Consider the following 26,390-nt stretch of genomic DNA (forward strand, 5'->3'; position numbering starts at 1 on the left):
TCGGGCGCATCTCCGGCGCATTACGACGCTGTGACGCACTCCACAACCCGCCCGTTTTCTCCGGTATTTTCCGTGCAAAACCGGTCATAAAGTTGTGTGCGCGGCCACTCCCTCACAGGCGCGCGATAACACATGAGAACGCCGTACGTAACCCCGTCCGACGATGCAATTTCGGCTTTCCATCGGTAAATTCAATCCGCATGACCGCCGCACACCCAGACCTGTCAGCGGAATTCCTGGAAATGCCGGAGGGCCTTCGGATCGACCGTCCGGAGGTGGCCGACGGGGCCGCGCTCTGGCGCATCGCCAAGGACTCCCGAACCCTCGACCTGAACTCCTCGTACAGCTACCTGCTGTGGTGCCGTGACTTCGCCGGCACCTCGGCCGTGGCCCGCGACGCCCAGGGGCGTCCCGTCGGCTTCGTGACCGCGTACGTACGCCCGGAGCGTCCCCGCACCCTGCTCGTGTGGCAGGTGGCCGTCGACGACGCGTACCGCGGACGCGGACTGGCCGCACGGCTGCTCGACGGGCTGACGGCACGGGTGGCGGCCGAGCGCGGACTGTCCGTCCTGGAGACGACCATCTCCCCGGGCAACACCGCCTCCGAGCGCCTGTTCCTGTCGTACGCACAGCGTCATGGCGCGGCCGTCGAGCGCGAGGTGCTGTTCGAGACGGACCAGTTCCCCGACGGACCGCACGACCCCGAAGTGCTGTACCGCATCGGCCCGTTCTCCCTCTGAACTTCTTCTCCCCTTCGCCCCCCTTCTTCTTCCGCCCCCCACGCTTCGAGGAGCGATTCGTGACCATCACCCAGCCCGACCTGAGCGTCTTCGAGACCCTGGAGTCGGAGGTGCGCAGCTACTGCCGCAACTGGCCCACCGTCTTCGACCGTGCCCAGGGCAGCCGCATGTACGACGAGGACGGCCACGCGTACCTCGACTTCTTCGCCGGGGCCGGGTCGCTGAACTACGGGCACAACAACCCCGTGCTCAAACGGGCCCTGATCGACTACCTGGAGCGGGACGGCGTCACCCACGGTCTCGACATGTCGACGACGGCCAAGCGCGGCTTCCTGGAGGCCTTCCAGAACCTGGTGCTGCGGCCGCGCGACCTGCCGTACAAGGTGATGTTCCCCGGCCCGACGGGTACCAACGCCGTCGAGTCCGCGCTCAAGCTGGCGCGGAAGGTGAAGGGCCGCGAGTCGATCGTGTCGTTCACCAACGCCTTCCACGGCATGTCGCTCGGCTCGCTCGCCGTGACCGGCAACGCCTTCAAGCGGGCCGGCGCCGGTATCCCGCTGGTGCACGGCACCCCGATGCCGTTCGACAACTACTTCGACGGCCAGGTCCCGGACTTCCTGTGGTTCGAGCGGCTCCTGGAGGACCAGGGGTCGGGTCTCAACCAGCCCGCCGCCGTGATCGTCGAGACCGTGCAGGGCGAGGGTGGCATCAACGTCGCGCGGCCCGAGTGGCTGCGTGCTCTCGCCGAGCTGTGCAAGCGCCGCGACATGCTGCTCATCGTCGACGACATCCAGATGGGCTGCGGCCGGACCGGCGCGTTCTTCTCCTTCGAGGAGGCCGGTGTCGTGCCGGACATCGTCACGGTGTCCAAGTCCATCAGCGGCTACGGCCTGCCGATGTCGCTGTGCCTGTTCAAGCCGGAGCTGGACATCTGGGAGCCGGGCGAGCACAACGGCACCTTCCGCGGGAACAATCCGGCGTTCGTCACGGCCGCCGCCGCCCTGGAGGCGTACTGGGCCGACGGCTCGGCCATGGAGAAGCAGACCCGCTCCCGCGGCGAGCAGGTCGAGCAGGCGATGATCTCCATCACCGAGGAGAACCTCGCCGACGTCAAGGAGTACCGGGGCCGCGGGCTCGTCTGGGGCCTGGAGTTCAAGGACAAGGACCGCGCGGGCCGCGTGGCCAAGCGCGCCTTCGAACTCGGCCTGCTCATCGAGACGTCCGGCCCGGAGAGCGAGGTCGTGAAGCTGCTGCCCGCGCTCACCATCACCCCCGACGAGCTCGACGAGGGTCTGCGCATCCTCGCCCGGGCCGTCCGCGAGACCGTCTGACCAGACCGCCGCACACCACGAGAAACACGAGAGAGAGGCATCGCACCACCGTGATAGTCCGTTCGTTCAAGGATGTTGAAGGCACCGACCGGCATGTGAAGGCGGCGACCGGCACCTGGGAGAGCAAGCGCATCGTCCTGGCCAAGGAGAAGGTCGGCTTCTCCCTGCACGAGACGATCCTGTACGCGGGTACGGAGACCGACATGTGGTACGCGAACCACATCGAGGCCGTGCTCTGCGTGGAGGGTGAAGCCCAGCTCATCAACCGGGAGACCGGCGAGGAGCACTGGATCACGCCCGGGACGATGTACCTGCTCAACGGCCACGAGCGTCACACGGTCCGTCCCAAGACCGACTTCCGCTGCGTCTGCGTCTTCAACCCGCCCGTCACCGGACGGGAGGACCACGACGAGAACGGCGTCTACCCGCTGATCACCGAACCCGAGGAGGTGTGACACACCGATGACCACGCTCACCGATCTGTACCCCAGCCGAGGAGCCACCGAAGTGGCCGTGCCCCGACAGGACCCGGTCCTGTGGGGTGCGCCGGGTGAACCCGGCCCGATCACCGTGCCCGAACTCCAGACGTACGAGCGCGACGGCTTCCTCCCCGTCGAGGAGCTGATCACCGAGGACGAGGTCGCCGTCTACCGGCAGGAGCTGGAACGGCTCGTGACCGACCCGGCGATCCGTGCCGACGACCGCTCGATCGTCGAGCCGCAGACGCAGGAGATCCGGTCCGTCTTCGAGGTGCACCGGATCAGCGAGATCTTCGCCCGGCTCGTCCGAGACGAGCGGGTCGTGGGCCGTGCGCGGCAGATCCTCGGCTCCGACGTGTACGTGCACCAGTCGCGGATCAACGTCAAGCCGGGCTTCGGCGCCAGTGGCTTCTACTGGCACTCGGACTTCGAGACCTGGCACGCCGAGGACGGTCTGCCGAACATGCGGACGGTGTCCGTCTCGATCGCGCTGACCGAGAACTACGACACCAACGGCGGTCTCATGATCATGCCGGGGTCGCACAAGACGTACCTCGGGTGTGCGGGGGCCACGCCGAAGGACAACTACAAGAAGTCGCTGCAGATGCAGGACGCCGGCACGCCGTCCGACGAGGCGCTCACCAGTCTTGCCACCCGGCACGGCATCAAGCTCTTCACGGGCAAGGCCGGCTCGGCGACCTGGTTCGACTGCAACTGCATGCACGGTTCGGGCGACAACATCACGCCGTTCCCGCGCAGCAACGTCTTCATCGTGTTCAACAGCGTGGAGAACGCCGCCGTGGAGCCCTTCGCGGCTCCGGTGCGCAGGCCGGAGTTCATCGGCGCCCGGGACTTCACGCCGGTGCGCTGACCTCCCGCGCCGCCCGGGACATGGCCGGGGCCCCTCCCCCCCCGTACGGATCGCGTACGGGAGGAGGGGCCCCGGCCTTTCTCGCGGCGGGTCAGCCGGGCAGGACGTCGAGGAGCCGGTCGACGTCGTCCGGGGTGTTGTACAGGTGGAAGGCGGCCCGCAGGTTGCCCGCACGGTCGGAGACCTCCACCCCGGCGCGGCTCAACTCGCCCTGGAGACGGCCGAGTCCCGGCACCGAGACGATCGGGGAGTCCGGAGCGGGGACCGGGGTGTGTCCGCGCTCCCGCAACCCGGCGCGGAACCGGTCGGCGAGCGCGAGGTCGTGCTCGTGGATCCGCTCGACGCCCAGTTCCTCCAGCAGCTCCAGCGAATGCCGGGCCCCGGCGTACGCGAAGAGTGCGGGGCTCTCGTCGAACCGCCGCGCGGAGTGGGCGAGTTCCTCGACCGGGCCGTAGCAGCTGTCCCAGGGCGCCTCGCCCGCCACCCAGCCCGCGAACACCGGGGTGAGACCGCCGAAGTCCTCCGGGACGACGAGGAAGGCCACCCCGCGCGGGCAGACGAGCCACTTGAAGGCGACGGAGGAGACGAAGTCGTAGGCGCCCGCGCGCAGCGGCAGCCATCCGGCGGCCTGGGACGCGTCCACGTACGTCCGGGCGCCGTGCTCCCGCGCCGCCTCCCGGATCCCGTCCAGGTCGGCGGTCCGGCCGTCGGCGGACTGGGCCGCGCTGACGGCGACGAGCCCGGTTCCGGAGTGCACCGACTCGGCCATCCGTTCCAGTGGTACGGCCCGGACCTTGAGGTCACCCCGGACATGGAAGGGAGTCACGACCGAGCTGAACTCGGCCTCGGCGGTGAGGACTTCGGCGCCCGGCGGCAGCGAGGCCGCGATCAGTCCGCTGTACACCGCGACCGAGGCGCCCGCCGCGACCCGCCGCCCGGGCACGCCGACGAGCCGCGCGAACGACGCGCGGGCCGCCTCGACGTCGGCGAACATGTCGGCGGGCCGCCCGGCCGCCACGGAGTCCACGGCGGCCCGCATCGCGGTCACCGTGCGGGCCGGCAGCAGACCGGTGCTCGCGGTGTTCAGATAGGTGTTCTTCGCGGCGAACTCGGCACGGACGAGGGTCTCGAAGGTCTCCATGCGACCACTGTGGGCCCGGACGATGTCCAGGTCCATTGCTGATTTCTGCGTGGTTCACCCAAGAGGCGCTTATGGATCGCCCCCGACCTGCGTCTTTCAGTTCTGCGGTACGGCGCAGCCGTCCGGGCCGCAGGCCTCGGCGCCGTCCCCGGCGCTCTTCCCGTCCTGGATGAGGGTGAGCTGCGGGCGCTCGCCCCAGGCCTGGGTCAGCGCCTGGGCGAAGACCTCGGTGGGCTGGGCACCGGAGACGCCGTAGGTGCGGTCGAGGACGAAGAAGGGCACGCCGTTCGCGCCCAGCTCGGCGGCCTCGCGCTCGTCGGCGCGGACCTCGGTGGCGTAGACGGACGGGTCGGCGAGGACGCGACGGGCGTCGTCCGCGTCGAGTCCGGCGGCGACGGCCAGTTCGACGAGCCGCTCGTCGTCCCCGAAGACGCTGCGCTCCTCGGCGAAGTTGGCGCGGTAGAACAGGCCGATCAGCTCGTCCTGGCGGCCCTTCTCCTTGGCGAGGTGCAGCAGGCGGTGCATGTCGAAGGTGTTGCCGTGGTCGCGGTCCCGGGTGCGGTAGTCCAGGCCCTCGGCGGCGGCCTGGGTGCCGAGGTTCTCCTCGCCGGCCTGCGCCTGCGCCTCGCTCATGCCGTACTTCTTGGTGAGCATGGTGAGCACGGGCTGGATGTCACCCTTGGCGCGGCCGGGGTCCAGCTCGAACGAGCGGTGCACGACCTCGACCTCGTCACGGTGCGGAAAGGCGTCGAGCGCCTTCTCGAAGCGGGCCTTCCCGACGTAGCACCACGGGCAGGCGATGTCGGACCAGATCTCGACGCGCATTCTTCGGCTCTCTCCAGGTCGTGCGGATACGGGACACCCTCCGGGTCGTCGGTGTGTGAACGTTCAATCGGCCGGCTTCATTCCCCGACCGTGTACCGCAGAGACACGTGGTGGTGGTCCTCGGCGGGCAGGTGCTCCGGGTCCGGCACCCAGCCGAGGCGGGCGCAGAAGGCCCGGGCTCGCAGGTTGTCGCCCGGCACGTCGAGTGTCGCGGTGCCTTTCCCGTCCGCCTGCCACTCCTCCACGCAGGCCGCGTGCAGCGCGGTGCCGAGGCCGGTCCGCCACCGCCCGGGCTCGACGTGGAACTGGAAGAGCCTGACGCTGTCGGAGGGCGCGCCCTCGGCGGTGCGGAACGCGGCGACGCCGACGACGCGGCCGTCCAGCACGAGGCACAGCACGTGGCCCTCGGGCCGCTCGATGGCTCCCCGCCAGGCCGCGACCCAGTCCGTGCCGTCCTCCGGCACGCCGTCCGGGTGGTATGTCGCCCGGGCCCGCGCGTGCAGGCCGGCGACGATCGCCGCCTCGGCGGGCAGCGCGGTCCTGATCATCCGGTGCGCGGGGTTCACACGGTCCTGGATCACACCCCCGAGGACGTCCTGGCGGACGGCGCGGTTCCGCGGCGGCCGGACCGGGCGCGGGGCGCGGGGTCCCTCAGCTGCCGTCGCGCAGGTCGCGGGGCCAGCTCGGGCGGAACTCGATGTCGTCGTACGTCACCACGCAGCCCTCTCCCATCGGGGACTGCGTCATGAAGCCCACCAGTGCCGCTCCGCTCTCCTCCTCGCCCGCCAGGGTGAAGAGGCGGATGAAGGTCCAGCGCTTGCCGTCGCGCGAGGCGTGGAAGGCGAAGGCGCGGCCGGTGCGGCTCACCCGGAGCCAGACGGAACTCCCGTCCACGGTGAAGGAGTTGGCGTCGTCGGAGTGGCCGCGGGTGACGACCGTGCAGACGGTGGCCACGTCCGGTGAGTACTCCAGGCAGAGCTTCGCCCAGGCGCGCTCACCGACGTGGACGTAGAGCACGCCCGCGTCGAAGGAGGCCCCGAAGCCGACCGTCACCCGGGCGATGAGCTGGAAGTCGCCCTCCGGGGCGCCGAGCAGCCGGGGCGCGTCCGACGCCGGGTCGAGCCCTTCGCCGGTGGGCGGCACGAAGCGGTCCTGCCGCGGGCCGGCCCAGCCGGTGAGCACGTCGTCCTCGTACGACCAGTGGCCGTCCGGGCCGTACGTGCGCAGGGAGAAGGGCAGTTCGGGGAGTGAGACGTCCATGGTCCGAGTCTCTCAGGTGGGTCGCGGCGCCGGGGACGGGGTGGCGGGTGGGCCGAGGTGCGGGGACGGGCGTGGACCCGTCCCCGCGTGGTGCTCAGCGCTCCAGGCGTCCGTCGTGGCGCCGGGGCAGGCCCAGCGGGTTGTCGTCGCGCAGCTCCGGCGGCAGCAGCGCCTCGGGCACGCCCTGGTAGGCCACCGGCCGCATCCACCGCTCGATGGCGGTGCCGCCGACCGAGGTGGACGTCGAGGTCGTCGCGGGGTACGGGCCTCCGTGGTGCTGGGCGGGGGCGACGGCGACGCCGGTCGGCCAGCCGTTGACCAGCACCCGGCCGGCGAGCGGCGTCAGCTCGGCGAGGATCTCGGCGCCGCGGCCCTCGCCTGCGGCCTCCTCGGCGGAGAGCTGCACCGTGGCCGTGAGGTTGCCGGGCAGCCGGGACAGCACGGCGCCGGCCTCACTCGCGTCGGTGTAGCGCGCCACGACCGTGAGCGGCCCGAAGCACTCCTCCAGCAGCAGGTCGTGCTCGCCCCGCTCCGTGAGCCGCTCGGCGGGCACGGTCAGGAAACCGGGGCTCACCGTGTGCTCGCCGCCGGCGCCCGGCGTCACGGGCGACTCGACGTCCGGCAGCGCGGCGCGCTCGGCGACCCCGGCGATGAAGTTGTCCCGCATCCGGTGGTCCAGCAGGACCCCGGCGTCGGTGTCGCTCACGGCGTCGGTCAGGGACTTCAGGAACCGGTCGCCCGCCGCACCGGCCGGGGCGAGCACCAGGCCCGGCTTCACGCAGAACTGGCCGACGCCGAGGGTCATCGAGCCGGCGAGGCCCGCGCCGATCTCCTCGGCGCGTTCGGCGGCCGCGGCCTCGGTGACCACGACGGGGTTGAGGGAGCCCAGCTCACCGTGGAACGGGATCGGCACCGGGCGCCGTGCCGCCGCGTCGAAGAGCGCGCGGCCGCCGCGGACCGAGCCGGTGAAGCCGGCGGCCGCGACCAGCGGGTGCCGGACCAGTTCGACGCCTGCCTCGAAGCCGTGGACGAGACCGACGACCCCGGCGGGGATGTCGTGCCGCGCCGCGGCCCGGCGCAGCACGGAGGCGACCAGTTCCGACAGGGCGGGGTGGTCGGGGTGCGCCTTGACGACGACGGGGCAGCCCGCGGCCAGCGCGCTCGCGGTGTCGCCGCCCGCGACGGAGAAGGCGAACGGGAAGTTGGAGGCCGAGTACACGGCCACGACGCCCAGGGGCACCTTGTAGCGGCGCAGGTCAGGGATCGGCGGGGTCGCCGTGGCGTCGGGGTGGTCGATGACGACGTCGAGGAAGGCGCCCTCGTCGACGATCCCGGCGAACGCGCGCAACTGGAAGCAGGTGCGGGCGAGTTCGCCGTTCAGCCGGACGGGGCCGAGCGCCGTCTCCGCGTCGGCGACCTCGACGAGGTGTTCCTTGGAGCCTTCGAGCAGGTCGGCGGCGGTGCGCAGGAACGCGGCGCGGACGGTGCGGTCGGCGAGGGCGGGGCGTGCGGCGTGTGCGGCACGGACGGCCTCGTCGACCTCCTCGGCTGTGGCCTCCACCGCAACCTGTTCCCGCTGCTTCCCGGTACGGGGGTCGACACTCCAGACTGGTGCTGCTGCCACCGCGGGTCCCTCCAGATGTGATGCCGCACTTCTTGTGTCACTCACCAGGGGCGTTCGATATGCTGAACGCTGTCTCTGATGGTGAATATGCTGTTGGAGACTATTTCCCGTCCAACGAAGGGGTCAAGGGCGATGTCGGCAGGCGAGACAGGCGGCGGGGCACAGGTCAAGTCCGCGGTACGGACCGTGGAATTGCTCGAGTACTTCGCCGGCCGCCCCGGAATGCACTCCCTCGCCGCGGTCCAGGAGGCCGTCGGCTACCCCAAGTCCAGCCTCTACATGTTGCTGCGCACGCTCGTGGAGCTCGGCTGGGTCGAGACCGACGCGACGGGCACGCGGTACGGCATCGGCGTACGGGCCCTGCTGGTCGGCACCTCGTACATCGACGGCGACGAGGTGGTCGCCGCGGCCCGCCCCACCCTCGACCGCCTCTCCGACGACACCACGGAGACCATCCACCTGGCCCGCCTGGACGGCACGAACGTCGTCTACCTCGCCACCCGCCAGTCGCAGCACTACCTGCGCCCCTTCACCCGGGTCGGCCGCCGGCTCCCCGCCCACTCCACCTCGCTCGGCAAGGCGCTGCTGGCCACCCACACCGACGAGCAGGTGCGCAAGATGCTGCCCGAGACGCTGCCCGCCCTGACCGAGCACACCATCACGGACCGGGAGAAGCTCATCGAGGAGCTGCGCCAGGTGCGCGAGCAGGGCTTCGCCGTGGACCGCGAGGAGAACACGCTGGGGCTGCGCTGCTTCGGCGTGGCGATCCCGTACCGCACGCCGGCCCGTGACGCGATCAGCTGCTCCGTGCCGGTGGCACGGCTCACACCGGCGCACGAGCAGATGGTCAAGGACGCGCTGTTCGACGCCCGTGACCGGCTCACTCTGGCCACGCGCCGCCTCTGACGGCTCCCCCGCGCGTGTGCCCGTTCGATGAAGGGCACATGAGAAAGGGGTGCGGGCGGGAACGAACCACGCCCTTTCGCTCGTCCTTCCGTACGGCATGAACAAGACGATCAGGCGTGCCGCCGTCTTCACACTGCTGCTCGTCCTCTCCCTGCTGGTGAGGGCGACCTGGGTGCAGTTCTACGACGGCAAGGCACTGGCGGAAGACAAGGACAACCGACGGAACGCGATCTCGCTGTACGCGAATCCGCTCGGGAACATCATCGTGGCCGGTGACGCGATCACCGGCTCCGCGCAGACGAAGGGCGGGGACCTCAGGTACAAGCGGACGTACAAGGACGGCAGCCTGTACGCGGCGGTCACCGGCTACAGCTCGCAGGTGTACGGGGCGACACAGCTGGAGGGCATCTACCAGGACCTCCTGGACGGCTCGGACGTCCAGCTGAAGAACCCCCTGGACAGTCTGACCAACAAGCGCGCCGACCCCGGTGACGTGGTCACGACGATCGACCCGGCCGTACAGAAGGCCGGGTTCGAGGCCCTCGGGGACAAGAAGGGCGCGGCCGTCGCGATCGACCCGAAGACGGGCAAGATCCTCGGCGTCGTCTCCACCCCGTCGTACGACCCGACGTCGATCAGCGAGAGCAACGGCAGCCTCTGGAAGAAGCTGACCGAGGACCCCGACAAGCCGCTGGTCAACCGCGCGCTGCGGCAGCCGCTGCCGCCGGGTTCGACGTTCAAGCTGGTCGTGGCGTCCGCCGCGCTGGAGAGCGGCCTGTACGACGACGTGGACGCGAAGACGGACAGCCCGAATCCGTACACCCTGCCGAACACGCACACCCCCCTGAGGAACGAGAGCGCGTCGGCCCCGTGCGAGAACGCCTCGATCCGGGTCGCCCTCCAGTACTCCTGCAACAACGTCTTCGGCAAGATGGCCGTCGACCTCGGGCAGGACAAGGTGAAGGCGATGGCGGAGAAGTTCGGGTTCAACGACACGAAGCAGGACGTGCCGGTACGGGCGTACACCAGCGTGTACCCCTCCGACATGGACAAGTCGTCGACGGCCCTGACCGGCATCGGCCAGTACGACGTCACCGCGACCCCGCTCCAGATGGCGATGGTGTCCGCCGCGATCGCCAACGACGGCGAGCTCGTCTCGCCGCACATGGTGGCGCAGACCAGCGACGCCGACGGCGACGTCCTGAAGAACTACGACGACGACACCGAGAGCAAGCGGATCGTCAGCTCGGACACCGCACAGCAGCTCCAGTCGGCGATGCGGACGGTCATCGAGCAGGGCACGGGCACGAACGCCCGGATCCCCGGCGTGACCGTCGGCGGCAAGACCGGTACGGCGCAGCACGGCGAGAAGAACAGCAAGACGCCGTACGCCTGGTTCACCTCGTTCGGGAAGTCCGACTCGACGGGCAAGGAGGTCGCCGTCGCGGTGATCGTCGAGCAGTCGGACGCGGCCCGCTCCGAGGTCAGCGGCAACGGCCTCGCGGCCCCGGTCGCCAAGGCGATGATGCGGGCGGCCCTGAAGAACTGAGCAGGCGGTCACGGCGGCGGCGACACGGCCCGGACGGCAGGAAGGCCCCGCACCTCGGAGGTGCGGGGCCTTCCTGCCGTCCTGCCGTCCGGGCCGTCTCCCGCCCGGGTGCGGCCGGCCGGGTCGTCCCGGCCGGCGCGGTGCCGGGCGGTGCGGTCACTTCACCCCGAGCAGCTGCTCCACCGGGTCGATCGCGAAGTAGACGAGGAACAGCGCGGAGGCCGCCCACAGCAGCCAGTGGACCTCCTTGGCCTTGCCGAGCACCGTCTTGATCAGCACGTACGCCAGGAAGCCCGCGCCGATGCCGTTGGTGATCGAGTAGGTGAACGGCATCACGGCGATGGTCAGGAAGGCGGGGATGGCGATCTCGTACTTGTCCCAGTCGATGTGCTTGACCTGGGTCATCATCAGGAAGCCGACGGCGACGAGCGCGGGCGCGGCGGCCTGCAGCGGGACGATCGTGAGGATCGGCGTCAGGAACAGCGCGAGGGCGAACATGCCGCCGGTGACCAGGTTGGCGAAGCCGGTGCGCGCGCCTTCGCCGACGCCCGCCGCCGACTCGATGTACGACGTCGAGGAGGAGGCGGAGGCTGCGCCGCCGGCGACCGCGGCGGCGCCGTCGATCAGCAGCACCCGCCCGAGGTTGGGCACCTTGCCCTCCTCGTCGAGCAGACCGGCCTCGGCGCTGATGCCGACGACCGTTCCCATCGTGTCGAAGAAGTCGGACAGGATGAGGGTGAAGACCAGCAGGACGACGGTGATCGCGCTGGTCTCGCCGAACGCCCCGAACAGGCTGAAGTGGCCGAGCAGTCCGAAGTCCGGTGCGGCCACGATGTCGTCGGGCACCTTCGGGGTGGTCAGGCCCCAGCTCTTGACGTCGGCCGCGGCGTTGATGACGACGGCGACCACCGTCATGGTGACGATGCTGATCAGGATCGCGCCCTTGACCTTGCGGGCGAGCAGTCCGATGGTCAGCAGGACCCCGAGGCAGAAGACGAGAATCGGCCACCCGGCCAGCGCTCCGGTGCCGCCGAGCTGCACCGGCACGGTGGTGTTGGCGGCGTCCGGGATGCGGGTGGCGAAGCCGGCGTCCACGAAGCCGATGAAGGCGATGAACAGGCCGATGCCGACGCTGATCGCCTGTTTCATCGCCTGGGGGATCGCGTGCATGACGGCCTCGCGCAGGCCGGTCACCACGAGGACGCAGATGAGCAGGCCCTCCAGGACGATCAGGCCCATCGCGTCGGCCCAGCTCATCAGCGGGGCGATCTGGAAGGCGACGACCGCGTTGAGGCCGAGGCCCGCGGCGAGGGCGAGCGGGAGGTTGCCGCCGACACCCATGATGATCGTCATGACCGCGGCCACCAGGGCCGTGGCGGTGGTGAGTTGGACGGCGTCGAGGTGGTGGCCGAACTTGTCCTTGGCACTGCCGAGGATGATCGGGTTCAGGACGAGGATGTAGGCCATCGTGAAGAACGTGGCGAATCCGCCGCGTATCTCCCGGCCGAAGGTGGAGCCCCTCGCGGATATCTTGAAGAACCCGTCGACCCCGCCTGCCGCCGGTGGGGCGGCACTTGGCCGGTCGTCGACCTTCTGTGCTTCGGACATGACGATACTCCTCGATACCTGCGTGCCGGGTGTGCGGATGCTGGCTGGATTGTTCCCTTCCTCAACCACTTTCAGGTTTTCGCTGTGTTACGGAACCCTGGAAACAACCACGTGTTCGTTTTCGACGTCCTTCACGGTGTGGACCTGCCGGCCTGAGCCCCCCTCGCGGCCGGCAGCACGACGCCCCCGCCGGTGACGACCGGCGGGGGCGTCCTTGCGCGGTGGATCAGCTCACGAAGTACGTCGGGTTCGGGAGCTTGTACGTCTTGTCGGCGTAACCGCCGTCGAGGTCCGAGTACTGGTCGCCGAAGTTGCCGACGATGTCGTAGCCGAGGTCCTCGATGTGCTTGCGGGTGCCGGCCTTGTACTGCACGGTCGTGCAGTTCCAGGCGGTGGCGGTGGCGCAACCGCTCAGGTAGGCGGGCGGGTTGGCCGCGTCCTTGAGGAACATGTGGGCGGAGTCGAGGTTGACGTCGACGCCGACCTTCTTCAGGTTCTCGACGGCGGAGGCGCGCTGCGACTCCTTCAGGCCCGAGTTGTAGAACACCTCGACGCCCTTGGACTCGGCGTACTCGACGAGTTCGGGACTGCCGAACACGGCGGGGCGGTTCGCCTGGGCCACGTAGTCGGCCCAGGTGGTCGAGTTGTAGGTGTAGTTGGTCTTCCTCTCGTAGTCGAAGGAGAGCAGCAGGGTGTCGTCGATGTCGAAGACGACGGCGGGCTTCTGACCCCGGTGGTGGGCCTTGTGTGCGGCCTTGTCGATGTCCCGCCGGGCGGCGGCGTCGACGCGCGCGAGGTCCTTGGCGTACTGGCTGGTGGGCGAGGCCTGGTACACCCCGTTGCCGTCGAGCGTGGCGCCGTAGTAGGTGTCGATGTCCTTGACCAGGAGCCCGATGTTGTAGGGCTCGTGCGTCGAGTTGGCCGTCGACTGGTGGGCGGTGGCGGCACCGGATCCGAACAGGGCGGCACCGGCGACGGCACAGGTGGCGGCGACGGCCGCGATACGCAGTGGCTTATGCATGACAAGGTTCTACGCGCGTCACCCCTCTGGATGCGAGGCCCGTTGCCTGATCGATACACACTGCACAGGTGACATGCGTCGCGGTGAGCGCGGGAGCCACGTCGGCTTCCGCACCCACTGCGGCGAACTCACCCTGACAACAGGCGAGTTCGGGTCCGATCAGTGCATTCTTCCGGCGCCCGCGCCGTGGTCGACGAGGGCGGGAACGGCTTGCGGGCGATGCACCGTCGTTCGCAGGACCGGTGTCCAGCCGGCGCCGGACTGGAGCGTCTCGGCAGGGATCTGCGCGTTGTGCACGGCGATCAGGTCGGTACGGACGCCATTGACGAAGTTGTCCGCGGCGGTGACCGGTGCGTCCTTCCACTTCTTCAGGACGGCCCCGGTCCCGATCCCGTCCGGCAGGGTGAACGCGTTGTGCTCGGCGACGAGTTGGGACTCCATCCCGATGCCGTAGCTGTAGGCGTAGCCGGCGTCGGCCACGAAGTGGTTGTTGTAGGAGTCCACCTGGCCGAAGCGGACCCGCGGAGCGCGCTCGACGAGACCGGTGAACAGGTTGTGGTGGAAGGTGACCTTCAGATGGCCCCGGTCCACGGCCGCGGTCGCCGCGCTGTCGCTGTTGCCGACCAGGATGGTCTTGTCGTGGTCCGCGAACACGTTCCAGGACGCGGTCACGTAGTCGGCGCCCTGGACGATGTCCAGTTCGCCGTCGTGCTGTTCGTAGATCCGCCCGAAGTACGTCGGCAGCGAGCTGTCCGGGTGGGCGCCGTCGGTGAACGTGTTGTGGTCGAGCCAGACGTGCGTGGCGCCGTGGACGACGGCGCTGTCGTATTCGGAGTTCCAGTTCCCGGTGTCGCCGTCGGTCGGGTCCCACTGCGGGAAGCAGTCGAGGGGGCTCTCGAAGGAGAGGTTGCGGACGATGACGTTGTCGACTCCCTTGATCTGGAGGCTCACCCCCTTGAACCCCGCGTCGCGCCCGACCCCGACGATGGTGGTGTTCGCGGGGACGTAGGCCTTGACGGCGGTGTCCTGACGGGCGGCGGAGGCGGCCCTCAGGTCCTCCTGTTCCCCGCTGACCACCCGGTCGTAGCCCCAGACGGCCGGGTCGTAGTCGGCCAGGTACCGGGCGAAGTCGTAGCCGGGGGCGGCGAAGGCGTCGCAGCCGTCGGCGCCGGCGTCGATCGTGCCTCTCACCTTGATGATCCTCGGCGCGCCGCCGCCCGCCGTGAGCGCGGCCCGGAACTGCGCCCACGTCGTGACGGTGCGGACCAGCGCCGGCGTGGCGGCCGAGCCGCCGGTGGTTCCGGTCCCTTGGGACGCCCAGCCGTCCCGGGCCGGGAGCGCCTGGCGGGCGGGATCGCGGGGCCGGGCCTGGGCGGTGGTGCCGGTGACGGCGCAGACGAGAGCGGTGCAGCCGATCAGTGCGACGGTCCGCCGCACGGCGGCCGTACGCCATCTCATTTCATGTACATGACATGCACGTGCGTTCATGGTGCGGCTCTCTCTTTCCTTCGGCTCGGTGGATCGGACGGGTGGCGCGGGCGTCGCCCTGCGGCGAGTTACCGCCGCAGGGCGACGGAAGGCGGCCGGCGGGTCGCCGGCCGGCCTCCCCGTACGTCCTAGTGGTGGGCCTTCCAGTCGGCCTGGGCCGCGTTCAGCTGGTCCGCCAGCGTGTCCAGGAAGTCCTTCGCGCTCATCTTGCCGAGCAGCACCTTCTGGAAGTTGGGTTCGTTGTCGGCCTTCGAGATGGTGTTCCAGTCGGGCAGGTAGTAGGGCAGCTGCACGATCTTGGTGCTGCCGCCGTTCAGCGCCTCCGCGGCCAGCCGGGTCGGCTCGGCCCGCTGGATCCACTGGTCCTTGGCGGCGTCGGTGTTCGCCGGCACCTGCCCCGCGGACTCGTTGAACTTGGAGTTCTCCGCCGCCGAGACGGCGAACTCGATGAACTTCCAGGCGGCCGCCTTGTTCTTGCCGGACTTGAAGAGGGTCAGGCCGTCGACCGGATTGGACACCTGGACGCGCGTGCCGTCGTCCTGGGTGGGGTTCGGAACACCGCGGAACGCGCCCGCGCCCAGCGCCTTCAGGTGGTCCTGGTAGGAGCCGAGGTTGTGGCTCAGCATGCCGATGGTGCCGCTGTCCCACTGCGCGACCATCTTGGTGAAGTCGTTGTTGACGTCGGCGGAGGGCGTGACCTTCTTGTACAGGGCGACGTACTTCGCCAGGGCTGCCACGTTCTCGGGGTCGTTGACCGTGGTCCGGTCGCCTTTCCAGAACGACGTGATCCCGGACTGTCCGTACGCGGCGTCCAGGGCCGGCGCGATGGATCCCTCACCACCGCGGATGGTGAACCCGAACCTGTTCTTCCCCTTGTCGCTCAGCTTCGCGGCGGCGTCGTAGAACTTCGACCAAGTGGTCGGCGCGTCCAGTCCGGCCGCCTTGAACAGGTCGGTGCGGTACCAGAGCGTGCCGTTGTTGGCGGAGGTCGGCACCTGGTACAGGGTGTCGCCACCGCCCGCGGCCCGGCTCACGTCGAGGAGGTTCTCGCTCAGCTTCCCCTTCAGCGGGCTCTTCCCGAGGCGGCCGTCCAGCGGCTCCAGCGCGCCTTGGACGGCGACCTCGGCGAGCATCGCGGTCCCCACACCGCCGACGTCCGGCAGCCCGCCGCCCTGGATCGCGGTGTCGTACTTGGACTGGGCGCTCGCCGCGGGGATCCCGACGTAGTCGACCTTGATGGCGGGGTACTTCTTCTCGAAGTCCGCGATGATCTGCTTCCAGATGTCCGTACGGACACCGCCGTTGGTGTCCCAGAAGGTGATCTCGCCCTTGCCGGACCCCTCGGTGCCCTTGTCCCCGGCGCTGCCGCTGCCGTCGTCCCCGCAGGCGGTGGCGGTCAGTGCCAGCACCGAGCCGAGGGCGACCGCCACGGCCGTGCGCCGGCCGCCCCGGCCACCGGTCCACGACCGGCCGGTCCTCGGTGTGCTGTTCCTCAGGGAGCTGGTCTTCATCGGTCGGCTCTCTTCTTCCGGTCCCAACAGGGCTGTGCGGTGGACGAGTTGTTCTGGACGGTCGGAACTCGGCTGCTCGGGGAAGGGACGCGCCCTTCCCTCCGCATCCGGCAAGCGCTTGCTACGGAGGTGCGTCATTGCGGCTCCCAACAGGCGGACGAACGACAGGAAGTGACTCTCAGCGGGTCGTGGTGACCCGGAACCGGGTGAACGTGGCGGCGCCGGCGGGTCCCCCGCCGTCCGGCGCCAGGGCGAAGAGCCCGAGCAGGGCGCCGACCCAGCGCCAGGGGGTCGCGGCGAAGACCTGCCCGGTGGGCTGCCGGCCCCCGCCGACGTCGCACGAGAAGCGGCAGCGGGCGTCGGCGCCGATCTCGATCCACAGCCGTGCCCGGCCGTCCGGCGCCTCGAAGGAGGAGGCGGCGTCCCGCTCGGCCGTGCGCCGCTCCAGGGGCGCTGCGACCGCACCCGGGGTGAGCGGCTCGGCGAACCGGTGCACGAGCCGCACCGATCCGTCGGACTCCCGCCGGAGCCCGATCCAGCGGTAGGCGTCGCCGAGCACCGCGAGCCCGGCGCGGGCGCCCGGCTCTGCGCTGTCGAGGCGCAGACCGACCTCGACGGTGGCGGCCGCGCCGGGCAGCCGCTGGGTGAGGACGTGCGGCAGCGTGCGCAGATCGTAGGGGTCGTACAGGGCGCACGGATCACCAGGGCCACCAGGGTCACGGGGGTCGCGTGCGCGGACGCAGCTGAGCCGGAGTCCGTCGCCGGAGTGCTGGGGCGCCCAGCCGTCCTGGGGGTTGGCGGTCCAGCTCCACTGGCGCCCGAAGCGGCCCCCGGGGAAGTCGTCGTCGGTGGCGGGCGCGGACGGCGGCTGGGAGGGCAAATCCGGCTTCCGGTGGACGGCGACGGGGACGCCCGCGTCACCCAGGACGGGCCAGCACCCGTCGGCGTCGTCCCCCGCCCAGCGCATCGGCTGGAGGTGGACCACTCGCCCGTGAGCGCCACGCTGCTGGAAGTGCAGGAACCAGTCCTCGCCCGTCGGGGTGCGCACCCAGCCGCCCTGGTGCGGGCCGTTGACCGGCGTGTCCCCCTGTTCCAGCACCACCTTCTCCTCGTAGGGACCGAAGAAGCCGCGCGAGCGGAGGACGCCCTGCCAGCCCGTCTCGACTCCCCCGGCCGGCGCGAAGATCCAGAACCAGCCGTCGTGCCGGTAGGCCTTGGGGCCTTCGAGGGTGAACCAGCCGGCGATGCGGTCGGCGTCGACGATCACCTTGCCCTCGTCGAGCAGCCCGGTGCCGTCCGGGCGCATCCGGTGTCCGGTGAGCCGGTTCTTCACACCCGCGCGGGACTTGGCCCAGGCGTGCACGAGATACGCCTCGCCGCTCTCCTCGTCCCACAGGGGGCAGGCGTCGATGAGTCCCTTGCCGCCCTTCACCAGGTGCGGCGCGGTCCAAGGGCCCCTGATACCTGGGGCGTTGATCTGGAAGATGCCGTGGTCCGGGTCGCCCCAGAAGATCCAGAAACGGTCGTCGTGGTGACGCAGGGAAGGTGCCCAGACCCCGCGGTCGTGCCGGGGACGGGCGAACTCGGCTGCCGGTTCGAGGCGTTGGAGGGCATGGCCGACGAGCGTCCAGTTGACCAGGTCGCGGGAGTGCAGCAGGGGCAGGCCGGGCGCCCGGCCGAAGCTGGACGCGGTGAGGTAGAAGTCGTCGCCGACGCGGAGCACGTCGGGGTCGGACCAGTCGGCGTCGAGGACGGGGTTGCGGTAGGTGCCGTCACCCAGGTCGGCGGAGGGCAGGACCATCAGGTGCTCACCGCCTTACGCGCCAGGGCCGCGGCTCCGGCCCGGTCGAGGGTGCCGTCGGCCACGACGGTGACGATCCGGCGGACGAGCGTGTCACCGGCCGCGACCGTGAGCCGGTCCCGGTGGGCGAGGGAGGAACCGACGCCCGGGTACTGGGCCGTGCGCACGAACCACGGATCGCGGCGCGTGTCCTCGGTGGCCCCCGCGAACACGAGCGTCCAGTTCGCGCCGGCGAGTGCGAGCCAGTCCGCGGGGCGCGCGTGCACGGCGTCCTCGCCCTCGGTGTCGGCGGTGAACACCCGCGGGGCGTCCGGTTCCTTGCGGGCTCGCCAGAAGAAGCCGCCGTAGCCCGCGCCCGGCCGTCCATTGGTCGCCGGGCTGCCGAGGGAGAGCGTTCGCGCCGTGACGTTCGTGAGCGCGAACGTGAAGTCCAACGCCCAGGCGGAGTCGGTGAGTTCGACGACCGCGACGGTACGGCGTTCGGTCAGCAGGTCGCTGCCCGCGGCCGTCCACCGCAGGTCCTCCACGAAGCCGCCGGGGCCTGCCTCCCGGAAGGTGGCGTGCCGCTGGGCGCCGTGGTTGTCGAGTTCGGTGGGTCCCTCGTCGCGGACGTAGGTGCGCCCGCCCCAGAAGTTGTGCCCCTCGACGTCGGGGACCGCGACACCGACGCCGAGGTGGTGCGCGTGGTCGGCCGGGCTCAGCTCGGTGACGGGGGTGCCGGCCAGGGTCGTGACGGGGTGAAGGTACGGGCGTGGGGAGAGCCGGTCGGGCAGTTCGGGCCGGTGGACGTGGCGGCCCACCGGCCGGCCCGCGGCGCTCAGGACCAGCGAGGTGTCGTTCATCCGGTGCTCACCTCTTTCGGGAGCGCCCAGGGGGCGCCCAGTTCGGAGTAGAGGGCGAGGGTGTCGGCCGCCGCGGCGACGAGCGCGTCGATGCCGCGTACGGCACGGCGGTTCTCGCCGGGCGGCGCACTCCAGGCGCAGGGGGGCAGCGCGACGGGCTCGGGTGCCCGCCGGACCGCTTCCACGACCTTCATGAACGCGCCGGTCGCCGCGGGCGGGACCAGGAGTTCGACGCCGTCCCTCAGATGCGCGACGAGGTTCTCCAGCAGGTCGGTGCGGCCGTACACGGTCTCCTCCGGGCCGTGCCCGGACCGCTGCACCAGGAGCCGGTCCTGCTTGTACCAGAAGGTGATCCGGCCTTCCGTGCCGTGCACGACGACGTACGGTTCCCCCGGGTTCTCGGCGCAGAGCGTCGCCGCGACGGTGATCGCGCGCTCCGTGGTCGTGACCCGCACGCACGAGGTGTCGTCGGACTCGATGTCGTTGGCGCGCAGCAGCTCCGTCACGATGCCGGTGACGTCCTCGGCGCGGGTCGAGCCGTCCAGGGCGAGGGCGGTGGCGACGGCGTGGGCCAGCGGGTTCGTCAGCACGCCGTCGACCACGTCCGCGCCGTCGAGCCGCCGCCTGCCGGCCCACGGCGCGCGCCGGTAGTACGCCTCGTCCCGGGCCCAGGCTCCCGCCGCGCCGATGCCGGTCACCCGGCCGAGCGCGCCCCGGGCGATCAGTTCCCGGACGGCGGGCACGGCGTGCGAGCCGAGGGACTGGAAGCCGATCTGGCAGGCGACGCCCGCGGCGGCGACGCCGTCGGCCATCCGCCGGAACGCGGCGTAGGACGGCGCGGGCGGCTTCTCCAGGAGCAGGTGGACGCCACGGCGCGCCGCGGTCAGCGCCAGGTCGGTGTGGGTGGGGATGGGGGTGCAGATCACCGCGATCACGGCGCCGGTGCTGTCGAGCAGGGCCCCCAGGTCGGCGGACTGCTCGACGTGCTGCCCGTCGAGTTCGGCCGCGCCGAGCGGCGTCAGCTCGCACACGCCGGCGAGACGCAGGAGCCCCTCGCCCTGGAGCCTGCGGATGTTCTCCAGGTGCCGGCGGCCGTGGCCCCGGGCTCCCGCGAGGACGACGGGCAGCGGGAGTGCGGTGGCCCGCCGGGGCGCGGTGCCGCCCGGGGACGGACGCCGCTCGGCTTCTCCGTTCGCCTGCCCGGTCCGGCCGGGCCGCGCCGCGGGCGTCATCCCTTCACCGCCCCCGCGCTGAACCCGGTGATCAGCCACTTCTGGATGAACGCGAAGACGACGACCACGGGGACGGCGGCGATGATGCCGCCCGCGGCGAGCGCTCCCAGGTCGACGCTGTCGGAGCTCATCAGGGTGTTGAGCCCCACCGGGATGGTCTGCTTGCCCTGGTCGCTCAGGAACATCAGGGCGAACAGGAAGTGGTTCCAGGCGTGTACGAAGGCGAACGAGCCGACGGCGATCAACCCGGGCCGCAGCAGCGGCAGGACGACGATCCTGAAGGCGTCGAAGCGGTTGCAGCCGTCCACCCAGGCGGCCTCCTCCAGGGAGTACGGCACGTTCCGGATGAACCCGCTGATCAGGATCATCGACAGCGGCAGCTGGAAGACGGTCTCCGCGATGACCACGCTGGCCAGCGAGTTGATCATCTGGAGCTTGGCGAAGATCTGGAAGAGCGGGACCAGGAGCAGGGCGCCCGGGACGAACTGGGAGCAGAGCAGCGCCAGCAGGAAGCCGCGCTTGATCCTGAAGTCGAAGCGGGCGAGCGCGTAGCCGCCGGCGAGCGCGACGAGGGTCGTCATCACCAGGGTGGCGACGGCGATGAGCACGCTGTTCTGGAAGTAGGTCCCGAAGCTGCGCTCGGTCCACACCTTGTCGAAGTGGTCGAAGGTCATGGGCCAGGGCACGAGCGAGGTCGACCCGGCGGGGCGCAGCGCGAAGAGCAGGATCCAGTAGAACGGGATCAGGGTGAAGAGCAGGTAGAGGCCCAGGGGGACGTAGATGTGCCACCGGGGTACCTCGTCCCAGGCGCGGTGCCGGGACCGCGTGCGCGGGCGCGGCGGCGGCTCCTCGGCGGGCGGGGCGGGCGCGGCCGGGGCGATCGTGTCGGCGTCCTTGGTGATCACTTGTCCCCGCCTCCGAACTTGCTCAGCCGCAGATAGACGATCGAGCAGAACAGCAGAATCACGAACGCGACGGCGGTCAGGGCCGAGGCGTAGCCGAAGTTGTGGGCGTCGACGCTGGTGTTGGCGATGTACAGGGGCAGGGTCGTCGTCTCCCCCGCGGGTCCGCCGCCGGTCAGGGTGTAGAGCAGGTCGACGTTGTTGAACTCCCACACCGCGCGCAACAGCGTGGACAGGACGATCGCGTCCTTGAGGTGCGGCAGGGTGATGTGCAGGAACTGCCGGACGCGGCTCGCCCCGTCGACCTCGGCGGCCTCGTACAGGTCCTTGGAGACGGACTGGAGGTCGGCGAGGATCAGGATTGCGAAGAAGGGCACACCCCGCCACAGGTCGGCGACGACCGCCGCCGGGAAGACGGTGGAGGTGTCCGAGAGCCAGCTCGTGCCGTACGAGCCGATGCCCGCGTCGGCGAGGTAACGGGTGATGCCTGTCTGGGAGTTGTAGAGCAGCACCCAGATCGCCGAGGTCAGCACACCGGAGACGGCCCACGGCGAGAAGACCAGCGCACGCCCGACGGCCCGGCCGACGAAGGTCTGGTTGACGATCAGCGCGAGCGCCAGGCCGAACAGCAGCTGGAGCCCGACCTCGACGACGACCCATTTCGCGCTGAAGGTGAGGGTGTCCCAGAACTGCGGGTCGGCGGTGAAGGCGTGCACGAAGTTGTCGAAGCCGGCGTATCCGTTGCGCCAGGGTTTGGTGGGGTTGTAGTTCTGCAGGCTGTAGTAGAAGACGCTGACGACGGGGTAGGCGATGAAGCCCAGCATCAGCAGCGCCGCCGGGGCGATCAGCAGATACGGGAGCCTGCGCGGGGTCGCGGAGGCACGGCGCCGCCGGGGTGGCGCGGGCGGTTTCGCCACGGCTGCGGCTTGGGCCATGACAGTTTCTCCGTTCGCAGTGGGGCGGGTACAGCGAGTACAGGAAGCGCTTGCTACGACCCCATGGGTTCGGCACTTCCCTGTGCGGGTGCGGGCACCTCAGCCCGCGTACGGGTCCTGCACCGTTCCCGGCCGGGCCAGGAACGCGAAGTCGCAGCCGGTGTCGGCCTGGGTGATCTGCTCGGTGTAGAGCGCGCCGTAGCCGCGTTCGTACCGGACGGGGGGCGGCGTCCACTGGGCCCGCCTGCGCTCCAGCTCCGTGTCGTCCACGTCGAGCCGGAGTGACCGTGCGGCGACGTCGAGGGTGATCGGGTCGCCGGTGCGCACCAGGGCGAGCGGGCCGCCGACGTACGACTCGGGCGCCACGTGCAGCACGCAGGTGCCGTAACTCGTGCCGCTCATCCGGGCGTCGGAGATCCGCACCATGTCCCGGACGCCCTGCTTGAGCAGGTACTCGGGGATGGGAAGCATGCCGTACTCGGGCATGCCGGGACCGCCCTTGGGCCCGGCGCCCCGCAGCACCAGCACGCTGTCCGCGGTGATGCCGAGCGACGGGTCGTCGATGGTCCGCTGCATCGTGCGGTAGTCGTCGAAGACGACCGCGGGGCCGGTGTGCCGGAGCAGGTGCGGCTCGGCGGCGATGTGCTTGATGACGGCTCCGTCCGGGCAGAGGTTGCCCCGCAGGACGGCCACCCCTCCCTCCGCCGCCACCGGGTTCTCCCGGGGGCGGATGACGTCGTCGTCGTGCACCCGCGCGTCCGCCAGCTGCTCGCGCAGGCTGTCGTGGGACACCGTGGGCCGGTCCAGGTGCAGCAGGTCGGTGATCCGCGACAGGAACCCGGGCAGCCCGCCCGCGAAGTGGAAGTCCTCCATGAGGTACGTCCGTCCGCCGGGCCGGACGTTGGCGAGCACCGGCACGGTCCGGGCGATCCGGTCGAAGTCGTCGAGCGTGAGGGTGACACCGGCGCGTCCGGCCATGGCGATCAGATGGATCACGGCGTTCGTCGAGCCGCCCAGGCCGAGCACCGTCGTCACCGCGTCCTCGAAGGCGTCGGCGGTGAGGATGTCGCTCAACCGACGGTCCTGGCGCACGAGTTCGACGATCCGGAGGCCGGCGGCCGCGGCCATCCGCTCGTGCCCCGAGTCGACGGCGGGGATGCTCGACGCGCCGGGCACGGTGACGCCGAGCGCCTCCGCGGCGGCCGTCAGCGTGGACGCCGTACCCATCGTCATGCAGTGCCCCGGCGACCGCGCGAGCCCGCTCTCCAGCTCGGCGATCTCGCAGTCGCCGATGAGTCCGGCACGCCGGTCGTCCCAGTACTTCCACATGTCGGTGCCCGAGCCGAGGACCTCGTTGCGCCAGTGGCCCGGGAGCATCGGCCCGGCCGGCACGAAGACGGCCGGCAGGTCGACCGAGGCCGCGCCCATGAGCAGCGCGGGGGTCGACTTGTCGCAGCCGCCCATCAGTACCGCGCCGTCGACGGGGTACGACCGCAGCAATTCCTCCGTCTCCATGGCGAGGAGGTTGCGGTAGAGCATCGGGGTCGGCTTCTGGAAGGTCTCGCTCAGCGTGGACACCGGGAATTCGAGCGGGAATCCCCCGGCCTGCCACACGCCCCGCTTCACGGCCTGTGCCCGCTCACGCAGGTGGACGTGGCAGGGGTTGATGTCGGACCAGGTGTTGAGGATCGCGACGACCGGCTTGCCGAGGTGTTCCTCGGGAAGGTAGCCGAGCTGCCGGGTCCGGGCCCGGTGGCTGAACGAGCGGAGCCCCTCGGTGCCGTACCACTGATGGCTGCGCAGGTCCTCGGGCCGCTTCACAGGGGCCACCCGGCGGCTATGGCGGCGACCTCGGAGCGCTCGCTCTCGGCCAGCGGCCGGCTGGGCGGGCGCACGTCGCGGCGGCACAGACCGAGCGAGGCCAGTGCCTCCTTGACCACGGTCACGTTGTTCGCGGAGGCGTTGGCCCCGCGCAGCTCCTCGAAGCGGCGGATCTGCTCCCAGACCTTCATCGCGGCGGGGTAGTCGCCGGACCGGAGCGCTTCGATCATGTTCAGGGAGAGGGTCGGAGCGACGTTCACCAGGCCCGAGGTGAAGCCGGTGGCCCCGGCCGAGAAGTAGGAGGGCGCGTACGGTTCGGCGAGTCCGGCGACCCAGACGAACCGTTCCAGCCCGGCGTCCCGCGCGAAGGCGGCGAAGCGGGCGGCGTCGGGGACGGCGTACTTCACTCCGACGACGTTCGGGCAGGCGTCCGCGAGTTCGGCGAGCCGCTCGCCCGGGAGCAGCGGGTTGCGGAGGTACGGGACGACACCCAGGTCGGGCACGGCCTCGGCGACGGCCCGGTGGTAGTCGACCCAGCCGCCCTCGGAGACGTAGGGATGGACGGGCTGATGGACCATCACCATCGCCGCACCGAGGCCCGCGGCGTGTCGTGCGGAGGCGACGGCGGTCGGCACGTCGTGGCCGACCCCGGCGAGCACGACCGCCCGGTCACCGGCCTCCTCGACGGTCCACTCCAGGACGAGCCGCCGCTCTTCGGGGGTGAGGGCGTAGAACTCGCCGGTGTTGCCGTTGGGGGTGAGGGTGCGGACCCCGCCGTCGATCAGCCGGCGCAGCAGGGCCCGGTGGGCGGCGCGGTCGACGCTGCCGTCCTCGGCGAACGGTGTCACCGGGATCGCCACGACCTCGGCGAGGGCGGTCCGCTGGGTCTCGAACGTCGCTGTCATTCCTGCCCGTCCTCCACCCGGCCCTGGGGGAAGGCCCGTTGTACGAATGACGCGATGTGGGCGTGCAGCGCTCCGGCCGCTCCGTCGGCGTCGCCGGCGAGCGCGAGCCGCAGGATCTCCCGGTGTTCGCTCGCCTCCCGTTCCCAGGAGGGGTCGGCGGCCCAGGCGACCGCCGAGACGAGGGCCGCCTGGTCGCGGACCTCGTCGAGCATCCGGCCGAGCAGCGGATTGCCGCAGGACACGTAGAGGGCGCGGTGGAACTCCCGGTTGGCGAGGGAGCGTTCGGCGGTGTCGTCGGCGCCGTCGGCGCGGGTCAGCGCGTCCCGGGCGGCGTCGAGGCCGGCGCCGAGGCGCACCGACCGGCGCAGCGCCTCGGGTTCGAGGAGCAGCCGCACGTCGTAGACCTCGCGCGCCATGTCCGCGTCCACCATGCGCACCGTGACGCCCTTGTACTGGTTCATCACGACGAGCCCGGTGCCGGCCAGGGTCTTGAGCGCCTCGCGCACGGGTGTCTTCGACACACCGAACTGTGCGGCGAGGTCGGTCTCGACCAGGGCCGCCCCCGGCGGCAACTGCCCGGTGAGGATGCGGTGTTTGATCCCGTCCAGCACCACCTGGGTGCGGGACGGGATCGGGGTGGGCATGGGCACAGCCGTCATGCGCGCCTCTCGTATCTCACATATCGCGTCTCATATATGACGTACGAAGTACGACGCGTTGAAAGTAGGAGAGGCGCCTCGCCCCGTCAACACTTCTGACAGGAAAACCGGTTGGAGGATCCGGAACGGGCCGCGGACAGGCCCTACGGGGTCCATCCGGGGTCGCGGCCGCTGAGCCCGATCGCGCGGTCGAGGAGGGGTGTGTCGTCGGGCACCGCCACGACGGGACCGAAGATGCCTCCGCCGCCCGTCGGGTCCTCGGCCACGGCCACGAGGAAACCGTGCGCGGCCTGCAGGGCCGCCGCGTCGGGGGCGTACTCCTGGCCGGTGGCGCGGGCGAGGTCCCAGCCGTGCACGACGAGTTCGTCGGCGACCACGGCACCCGCCACCGGGCCCGGCAGGGTCACCCCGCCCGCCCGGGTGGTGCCGGTCCAGGCGGCCGGGTCGCGCCAGGCGTCGGCGAGCTCGTCGAGCGCCTTCGGAAGAGCCTCCCGCCAGTCGGGCCCGATGTCGGGCAGCGCGGAGTCGGGGGCGGTGTCGGTGGTCGCACCCAGGTCCTTCCGCGCGGCGTCCCGGAAGGCGACGGCCAGGCCCGTCAGGTGTCCGAGGAGGTGGTGCACCGCGTACTCCGGGCACGGGGTGGCGCCGTCGAGGTGCGCGTCCGTGACGCCCTCCGCGAGACGCGCCACGATCAGGGCCTGCGGCCCGAGGTCGAAGGTCTGGCCGGTCATCCGCTTCTCCTTGGCATGTACGAACCCGGGGTCTCCGGGAACGTGGGTCCACTCCTGATGTGGACCCCGCCGGCGGGCGGAAATCATCGGTTGCCGGCGACGGCCCCCGCCCCGGCCGCCGGGGAGGGGGCCGGCCGACCCCCTGCCGTGCGCCCGCTCCGCCGTATGCAGCAGCGGCGCGGGCGGACGGCGGGCCCGGGCTCGAAGC

At 70.9% G+C, this 26,390-nt stretch carries 24 protein-coding genes; 6 read left to right on the forward strand and 18 right to left on the reverse strand.

Translation table 11 applies throughout. The features are described 5' to 3' along the window. Positions 1–200 precede the first annotated feature (200 nt). From ectA to thpD, 4 genes are read left to right on the forward strand one after another with little or no spacing between them, the layout of a single operon-like run. Positions 201–740: a diaminobutyrate acetyltransferase gene (gene ectA / locus B0675_RS35590; protein ID WP_081223713.1), complete on the forward strand. Its 540-nt coding sequence runs from the start codon at positions 201–203 to the stop codon at positions 738–740. Between the two features lie 59 nt (positions 741–799). Beyond that, positions 800–2,071 carry a diaminobutyrate--2-oxoglutarate transaminase gene (gene ectB, locus B0675_RS35595; protein WP_081223714.1) on the forward strand — a complete coding sequence of 424 codons (1,272 nt, stop codon included), beginning with the start codon at positions 800–802 and terminating at the stop codon, positions 2,069–2,071. Between the two features lie 50 nt (positions 2,072–2,121). Continuing rightward, on the forward strand, positions 2,122–2,526 hold the full coding sequence (locus B0675_RS35600) for an ectoine synthase (protein ID WP_081223715.1): 405 nt from the start codon (positions 2,122–2,124) through the stop codon (positions 2,524–2,526). A gap of 7 nt (positions 2,527–2,533) precedes the next feature. Further along, the gene (gene thpD / locus B0675_RS35605; RefSeq protein WP_081223716.1) at positions 2,534–3,421 is read left to right on the forward strand and encodes an ectoine hydroxylase; all 888 of its coding nucleotides are present in this window, start codon (positions 2,534–2,536) and stop codon (positions 3,419–3,421) included. Positions 3,422–3,512: 91 nt separating this feature from the next. On the opposite strand, the gene B0675_RS35610 is transcribed toward thpD, so the two are convergent. The 5 genes from B0675_RS35610 to B0675_RS35630 all read right to left on the reverse strand — a co-directional run bounded on the left by B0675_RS35610 (position 3,513) and on the right by B0675_RS35630 (position 8,271). After that, positions 3,513–4,562 (reverse strand): aminotransferase class V-fold PLP-dependent enzyme, encoded by a 1,050-nt coding sequence (locus B0675_RS35610; RefSeq protein WP_081224072.1) that lies wholly within the window; start codon positions 4,560–4,562, stop codon positions 3,513–3,515. 96 nt (positions 4,563–4,658) lie between these two features. Continuing rightward, the gene (locus B0675_RS35615) at positions 4,659–5,387 is read right to left on the reverse strand and encodes a DsbA family oxidoreductase (RefSeq protein ID WP_081223717.1); all 729 of its coding nucleotides are present in this window, start codon (positions 5,385–5,387) and stop codon (positions 4,659–4,661) included. A gap of 77 nt (positions 5,388–5,464) precedes the next feature. Continuing rightward, positions 5,465–5,968: a GNAT family N-acetyltransferase gene (locus tag B0675_RS35620; RefSeq protein ID WP_241540082.1), complete on the reverse strand. Its 504-nt coding sequence runs from the start codon at positions 5,966–5,968 to the stop codon at positions 5,465–5,467. Between the two features lie 70 nt (positions 5,969–6,038). Further along, positions 6,039–6,647, reverse strand: coding sequence for a DUF1349 domain-containing protein (locus B0675_RS35625; RefSeq protein WP_081223718.1), 609 nt, complete (start codon positions 6,645–6,647; stop codon positions 6,039–6,041). A 94-nt stretch (positions 6,648–6,741) separates the two neighbouring features. Next, entirely contained in the window at positions 6,742–8,271 is a 1,530-nt protein-coding gene (locus tag B0675_RS35630; RefSeq protein WP_081223719.1) for an aldehyde dehydrogenase (NADP(+)), read from the reverse strand. Between the two features lie 132 nt (positions 8,272–8,403). Between B0675_RS35630 and B0675_RS35635 the strand changes: the two genes are divergently transcribed. Both B0675_RS35635 and B0675_RS35640 read left to right on the forward strand, forming a co-directional pair. Next, the gene (locus B0675_RS35635; protein WP_081223720.1) at positions 8,404–9,177 is read left to right on the forward strand and encodes an IclR family transcriptional regulator; all 774 of its coding nucleotides are present in this window, start codon (positions 8,404–8,406) and stop codon (positions 9,175–9,177) included. A gap of 97 nt (positions 9,178–9,274) precedes the next feature. Beyond that, on the forward strand, positions 9,275–10,726 hold the full coding sequence (locus tag B0675_RS35640; RefSeq protein ID WP_081224074.1) for a penicillin-binding transpeptidase domain-containing protein: 1,452 nt from the start codon (positions 9,275–9,277) through the stop codon (positions 10,724–10,726). 156 nt (positions 10,727–10,882) lie between these two features. Here the strand turns inward: B0675_RS35640 and B0675_RS35645 are convergent, their stop codons facing one another. From B0675_RS35645 to B0675_RS35705, 13 genes are all read right to left on the reverse strand, one after another. Then, complete coding sequence (locus B0675_RS35645) at positions 10,883–12,334, reverse strand: NCS2 family permease (protein WP_081223721.1); 1,452 nt, start codon at positions 12,332–12,334, stop codon at positions 10,883–10,885. A gap of 226 nt (positions 12,335–12,560) precedes the next feature. Next, positions 12,561–13,355, reverse strand: coding sequence for an HAD family acid phosphatase (locus B0675_RS35650; protein ID WP_081223722.1), 795 nt, complete (start codon positions 13,353–13,355; stop codon positions 12,561–12,563). A 159-nt stretch (positions 13,356–13,514) separates the two neighbouring features. After that, positions 13,515–14,813 (reverse strand): pectate lyase, encoded by a 1,299-nt coding sequence (locus B0675_RS35655; protein ID WP_107482914.1) that lies wholly within the window; start codon positions 14,811–14,813, stop codon positions 13,515–13,517. A gap of 158 nt (positions 14,814–14,971) precedes the next feature. Beyond that, on the reverse strand, positions 14,972–16,354 hold the full coding sequence (locus B0675_RS35660; RefSeq protein WP_081223724.1) for a sugar ABC transporter substrate-binding protein: 1,383 nt from the start codon (positions 16,352–16,354) through the stop codon (positions 14,972–14,974). Between the two features lie 178 nt (positions 16,355–16,532). Next, positions 16,533–18,155 carry a glycoside hydrolase 43 family protein gene (locus B0675_RS35665; protein ID WP_081223725.1) on the reverse strand — a complete coding sequence of 541 codons (1,623 nt, stop codon included), beginning with the start codon at positions 18,153–18,155 and terminating at the stop codon, positions 16,533–16,535. Beyond that, positions 18,155–18,997 carry a PmoA family protein gene (locus tag B0675_RS35670; RefSeq protein ID WP_081223726.1) on the reverse strand — a complete coding sequence of 281 codons (843 nt, stop codon included), beginning with the start codon at positions 18,995–18,997 and terminating at the stop codon, positions 18,155–18,157. The genes B0675_RS35665 and B0675_RS35670 overlap by 1 nt, the downstream gene beginning before the upstream one ends. Beyond that, positions 18,994–20,229 (reverse strand): Gfo/Idh/MocA family oxidoreductase, encoded by a 1,236-nt coding sequence (locus B0675_RS35675; RefSeq protein ID WP_081223727.1) that lies wholly within the window; start codon positions 20,227–20,229, stop codon positions 18,994–18,996. The genes B0675_RS35670 and B0675_RS35675 overlap by 4 nt, the downstream gene beginning before the upstream one ends. Continuing rightward, complete coding sequence (locus tag B0675_RS35680; protein WP_081223728.1) at positions 20,226–21,134, reverse strand: carbohydrate ABC transporter permease; 909 nt, start codon at positions 21,132–21,134, stop codon at positions 20,226–20,228. Before B0675_RS35680 ends, B0675_RS35675 begins: the two co-directional genes overlap by 4 nt. After that, positions 21,131–22,066, reverse strand: a complete 936-nt coding sequence (locus tag B0675_RS35685) for a sugar ABC transporter permease (protein WP_081223729.1) — start codon at positions 22,064–22,066, stop codon at positions 21,131–21,133. Before B0675_RS35685 ends, B0675_RS35680 begins: the two co-directional genes overlap by 4 nt. A 99-nt stretch (positions 22,067–22,165) precedes the next feature. Then, a complete protein-coding gene (gene araD / locus B0675_RS35690; RefSeq protein WP_081223730.1) occupies positions 22,166–23,896 on the reverse strand; it encodes an L-arabinonate dehydratase in 1,731 nt (576 codons plus the stop codon). Beyond that, on the reverse strand, positions 23,884–24,792 hold the full coding sequence (locus tag B0675_RS35695; protein WP_081223731.1) for a dihydrodipicolinate synthase family protein: 909 nt from the start codon (positions 24,790–24,792) through the stop codon (positions 23,884–23,886). The genes araD and B0675_RS35695 overlap by 13 nt, the downstream gene beginning before the upstream one ends. Beyond that, positions 24,789–25,451 (reverse strand): GntR family transcriptional regulator, encoded by a 663-nt coding sequence (locus B0675_RS35700; RefSeq protein WP_081223732.1) that lies wholly within the window; start codon positions 25,449–25,451, stop codon positions 24,789–24,791. The genes B0675_RS35695 and B0675_RS35700 overlap by 4 nt, the downstream gene beginning before the upstream one ends. Positions 25,452–25,594: 143 nt before the next feature. After that, entirely contained in the window at positions 25,595–26,182 is a 588-nt protein-coding gene (locus B0675_RS35705) for a TIGR03086 family metal-binding protein (protein WP_081223733.1), read from the reverse strand. Positions 26,183–26,390: the final 208 nt, after the last annotated feature.

Origin of the sequence: Streptomyces sp. M41(2017) (assembly GCF_002078175.1) — a bacterium.
Classification (GTDB): domain Bacteria; phylum Actinomycetota; class Actinomycetes; order Streptomycetales; family Streptomycetaceae; genus Streptomyces.